The sequence below is a fragment of the Jannaschia seosinensis genome (assembly GCF_001408515.1).
GTDB lineage: Bacteria > Pseudomonadota > Alphaproteobacteria > Rhodobacterales > Rhodobacteraceae > Jannaschia > Jannaschia seosinensis.
The window spans coordinates 1-4,878 of sequence record NZ_CYPR01000124.1 but is presented as its reverse complement, the minus strand read 5'-3'; the positions used below and the strand labels follow the sequence as shown (position 1 = coordinate 4,878).

Genomic DNA, 4,878 nt, shown 5'->3' with positions numbered 1-4,878 from the left:
ACCCTGCCGGCATCGTGTCCCCGAAAGGGACTTCTCCTCCTTCTCTTCGACGCCCTCGCCCCACCGAAAACAGCCTGACGCAAGCGCCCCGACAAACCCAGAAACATCAACCCGTATCGCCCAAGACCCAAGTCACCGGCCGGCCTGCCAACCGGACGCAAACACCGGGTGCACGCAAGAAAACCGAGACCGGGGAAACCATCCCACGGAGCACAAGTCCGCAGCTTCATGAATTATGCGGGTTAATAAGGTCGGACAGATGTTCCGTTGGAGGAAAGGGAACTTGAGCATTCATTAAATAGCAAAACGGGACGATCGATCCGGCCTCTACTACCAACGACGCTCCAGCCGGTTCCTCAGAAAAATCGCGATCGCGTTCATTAGCATCAGGAATCCTAGCAGCACAAGAATTGCTGCGGAGGTACGGCTGACGAAGCCGCGTTCCGGGCTGTCTGCCCAAATGAAGATTTGCGTCGGCAGTGCCGTCGCGCTGTCGAAAGGAGAAGAAGGTGCGGAGGTGATGAACGCGTTCATCCCGATCAGAAGCAATGGGGCCGTCTCGCCCAAGGCTTGAGCAAGCCCGATGATCGTTCCCGTAAGAATCCCCGGGAGCGCAAGCGGAAGCACGTGATCGAAGACCACCTGCTGCCGCGAAGCACCGACACCCAGTGCAGCTTCTCTGATCGACGGCGGGACAGCTTTGAGCGCGGCACGCGTCGCGATGATGATTGTCGGCATGGTCATCAAAGCCAGCGTCAGGCCTCCCACGATGGGGGCCGACCTCGGCATGCCGAACCAACCGATGAAAACAGCCAGCGCAAGCAGCCCGAAAACGACCGACGGCACGGCTGCAAGATTGTTGATGTTGATCTCGATGAAGTCACTCAAACGGTTCTTCGGCGCAAATTCCTCAAGGTAGATCGCCGCGCCAATCCCAATCGGGAACGAAATTACGAAACAAACAAGCAAAGCCCAGAACGAACCGATCAACGCACCCTTCAGGCCCGCAAGCTCAGGGAAACGGCTGTCCGCATTGGTGAACAAGGCCCAATTGAACGGCTGACTGATCGCTCCGGCCTCGGCCAATTGGTCGAACCACCCTATCTGCTGATTGCTGACCCTGCGCTGCCCTTCGGGCGTATCCCGCTGGACCAGACCCTTTGCGAGTTGATCGAAGGGATCGGAGACGGGAACAGTCATCTCTACCGTCTCGCCGATGAGGCCCGGGTTTTCCACGACCAGGTCCCGCAGCTTGAACTGCGCTCCGTTGGAGAGGATCGCGCTCAACTCCCGCATCTCTGCCCTGTCCTCCGGGTCCACTTCAGGGAAGAGGGACGCGAGACTTTGGTTGACGATATCGCTGAAGCCCCCCCGTGGGAGCGTCTCCAGCGAAACCTCGTCCGGATCGACGAACACCTCGAGCGAAACTTGCGTCTGCACAAAGGCCTTGTAACCACTGATCACCAGCGATCCGATCAGGATCGACAGCATCAAAATGGCGATGGACAAGGCACCGATGCCATACAGTTTCAAACGTGTCTGACGCTGACGACGGCGCCGGAGTGATTTTGCCACAACGTCTGAGGAGGAGGACCGCGGCCCGGGCGCGTCTTTTGCGATATCAGTCATCTCAAAAACCTCAGTCGTAAGCTTCGCGGTACTTCCGCACGACGCGGAGCGCGAGGACATTGATCGCCAGCGTAACAAGGAAAAGCATCATCCCGAGCGCGAACGCAGCCAGCGTCTTGGGATTGTCGAAAGCAGTGTCGCCGATCAGCAGCGTGACGATCTGAACCGTGACCGTGGTCACGCTCTCAAGCGGGTTGACCGTCAGGGAGGCGATAAGTCCGGCGGCCATGACAACGATCATCGTCTCACCAATCGCACGGCTGACCGCGAGAAGTACGCCGCCGACGATACCCGGGAGGGCGGCAGGAAAAACGACGTTCATCATCATCTCGGCTCGTGTCGCCCCAAGCGCCAACGCTCCGTCCCGCAACGAATGCGGAACGGCGGACATCGCGTCATCCGCAAACGAAGAGATGAACGGAATGAGCATGATGCCCATGACGCTCCCTGCAGCGAGCGCCGTGTTGGGCGCAACGTCAAGGCCGATGGCCTGCCCCGCGCTTCGGATGGCCGGCGCAACAACGAGGATCGCGAAGAAGCCGTAAACGACCGTCGGCACCCCGGCCAAAAGTTCGAGGATGGGTTTTACCGAGTTCCGGACACGCCGCGGCGCGAACTCATTCAGGTAAACGGACGAGATCAGCCCCACCGGCACCGCGACCACAAGGGCGACTACCGTTATGACGATTGTACCGAGGATGACCGGCACCCACCCGAAGGCGCCCGCGGCGGCGATCTGATCCGACCGGATCGGAATTTGCGGCTCCCAGTTCAAGCCGAACAGAAACTCTGTCAGCGGCACCATTCGGAAGAACTTGATCGTTTCGAAAAGCAGTGCAGCCACAATGCCCACTGTCGTGAAGATGGCGACGGTGGAGCAGAAGATCATGAGAGAATGCACCACACCCTCCGCCCCCTGCCGGGCACGGAATTCGGGCACCACGCGACGCCGCGCCAAAATCAGAAGAACGGACGTTGTCATCAGCGTGAAAAAGACCAGAGCCATGGAAGCTCCGCGCTCCACCCCCGTCAGCCGGTCGGCCGCAGCGATCTTCCAGTCGGCCGGTGTACCGAAAACGCGACCGGACGCGATCGACTTGATCTCGGCCAGGACGAGCTGCCGCTCGCCAAGACTCAGATCCGCCATTTCCTCAGCCGGAAGCCCCGACACGACAAGCCGGTCGGCGATCGGAGCCTGAGCAACCTGCCAGACGAGCAGAAGAACGAGAACCGGCACCAAAATCGTCAGGCCGGAATAGAGTCCATGAAACCAGGGAAGTGAGTGCAGTCTGGCGCCTCCTCTCTGCAGGGAAAGCGCCGCCCGCCGATTTAGCATGTAACCGGAGAGCGATGCGAGGAGCAGAATAGCGAAGGCAAGAGCGGTGAGGTTCATGGCAACGTCCGGACAATTTTGCCCCTGACAAAGCAAGGGCCAAGTGGCCGCCCGGGCAGTCCGGGCGACCGGGTCTGAGGGATTTTACTCCGGTGCGCTCATCGGCTCGGCGGACAGGACCGCGTCCTGCATCTCGGCGCGACGCTCGTCGGAAAGCGGCACGAGGCCCCGCTCCGTGAGGTAGCCACCGGGCGCAAGCGCATCCTCGGAGACATATTCGGCAACGAATTCCTCAAGGTTCGGGATCACCCCGCGATGCGCGTTCTTTACGTAGAAGTAGAGCGGGCGCGAGACGGGATAAGAAAAATCGCCGATCGTCTCTTCGCTCGGCTCGACGCCGGCAATACTGACGGGCTTCAGGGTATCCATGTTCTCGTAGAGGAACGAATAGCCGAAGATGCCGATGGCGTTTGCATCCGCGTTGAGCCGTTGAACGATGAGATTGTCGTTCTCGCCGGCTTCCACGAAAGGCCCGTCGGTCCGCATGCGCGAGCAGTTCTCCTCCACCCAGTCGCCGTCGAGGTCGCCTTCCTGCACGTAGGACAGTTCTTCACAGCCCGCGTGCATCGCAAGCTCGACAAAGGCGTCGCGGGTGCCCGATGTCGGCGGCGGGCCGTAGGCGAGAATTTCCACCTCGGGAAGATCCGGATCGATCTCGCTCCACATCGTGTAGGGGTTTTCGACCCACTCTCCGTCCACCGGCACTTCGGCCGCGAGCGCCTGATAAATCTCCGCGAGCGTCAGGTCCCAGTCCTGCTCGCTTTCGCGCGAGACTGCCAGCGAAAGGCCGTCGTACCCGATCAGCGCTTCGCTGACGCTTTCCACGCCGTTCGACTGACAAAGCTCATACTCCGAAGGCTTCATCGCACGGGAAGCGCCGGCCATGTCCGGGTATTGCTCGCCGATCCCCTGGCAGAAGATTTGCATGCCGCCACCGGTCCCAGTGGATTCCACGATGGGAGACGGGGCGCCAGTCATGCTCGAAAACTGCTCGGCCACGGCCTGCGTATAGGGGAAGACGGTCGAAGAGCCGACAATGCGGATCTGGTCCCGCGATTGTGCCGAGGCCGCCGAGGCCGCGGCGACGGCCAGCGCCGAAATTGCAAGTTTCGCGTAGATCATATGAACACCCGAGTCATTCTTAGGAAAAGTCATGCGCCCGGCGCATCTAGCGCCCGCTTCGCATACACCAAAGCCGACGGTGGCGAGGCCGATATTGCATTTTCGTTGCCGAGACATGATCAACCCTCCCCGCTTCCCATCGGCCGCTCGAACCGGGCCGCCGCTTACGACGCCACCGACTCGATGCCGTAGTGGCTAGTTCCATCGCTCAGATCGAGCAATCTCGGCAGAGGCACGAGATGCTGATTTCACAGAAGTTTCACAAAAGGCGCCGGACGTCCACGCCACTTGTCCTGCCCCGTCCGCTTCGGCTTTCGACTGCCGCTAGAAGCTCCTTCAGGAGTGCCCACAGTTTCCGATACGTTGGTTTGCCTGTTCCACAGATAGTGGCCGCGGCACGCTGGCCCGCCCCCGCCGGTACTGTACCCTCAGGTCTGGAAATTCGCTTGAGACGCGGGGCGTGAGCTCGTGCTGGGGCGCCTCCAGCACAAGCTGCCCATTCTGGTATTCCATGGCCTTGCAACACAACCATGGAGAAGAACGAATGGACAGGCGGAAGGATACGGCGCTTGAGGCGGTCTTGGAACAGTTGATCGAGCACGGGCCCGGCGAGATCGCATCGGTGTTCGCGCGGGCTTTCGAGCTGGCGATGCAGATCGAACGGGAGCGGTTTCTCGGCGCGAGCCATTATGAGCGCACGCCCGAGCGTCACGGCTATGCCAACGGCTACAAAC

General features: G+C 60.6%; 3 protein-coding genes and 1 pseudogene. 1 reads left to right on the top strand and 3 read right to left on the bottom strand.

The annotated features are described in order from the left end of the window. Positions 1–330 precede the first annotated feature (330 nt). The 3 genes from pstA to JSE7799_RS09955 form a co-directional block, all read right to left on the bottom strand. The gene (pstA, locus tag JSE7799_RS09965; RefSeq protein WP_055663482.1) at positions 331–1,629 is read right to left on the bottom strand and encodes a phosphate ABC transporter permease PstA; all 1,299 of its coding nucleotides are present in this window, start codon (positions 1,627–1,629) and stop codon (positions 331–333) included. Between the two features lie 10 nt (positions 1,630–1,639). Further along, positions 1,640–3,022: a phosphate ABC transporter permease subunit PstC gene (gene pstC, locus JSE7799_RS09960; RefSeq protein ID WP_055663481.1), complete on the bottom strand. Its 1,383-nt coding sequence runs from the start codon at positions 3,020–3,022 to the stop codon at positions 1,640–1,642. Between the two features lie 84 nt (positions 3,023–3,106). Further along, complete coding sequence (locus JSE7799_RS09955) at positions 3,107–4,144, bottom strand: substrate-binding domain-containing protein (RefSeq protein WP_055663480.1); 1,038 nt, start codon at positions 4,142–4,144, stop codon at positions 3,107–3,109. 544 nt (positions 4,145–4,688) lie between these two features. Between JSE7799_RS09955 and JSE7799_RS09950 the strand changes: the two are divergent. Further along, positions 4,689–4,878: pseudogene (locus tag JSE7799_RS09950) on the top strand (IS256 family transposase); the annotation flags it as partial.

Excerpts from the sequence above, each read along its gene's own strand:
- pstA (WP_055663482.1), bottom strand. The coding sequence starts at position 1,629 with ATGACTGATATCGCAAAAGACGCGCCCGGGCCGCGGTCCTCCTCCTCA.
- pstC (WP_055663481.1), bottom strand. The coding sequence starts at position 3,022 with ATGAACCTCACCGCTCTTGCCTTCGCTATTCTGCTCCTCGCATCGCTC.
- JSE7799_RS09955 (WP_055663480.1), bottom strand. The coding sequence starts at position 4,144 with ATGATCTACGCGAAACTTGCAATTTCGGCGCTGGCCGTCGCCGCGGCC.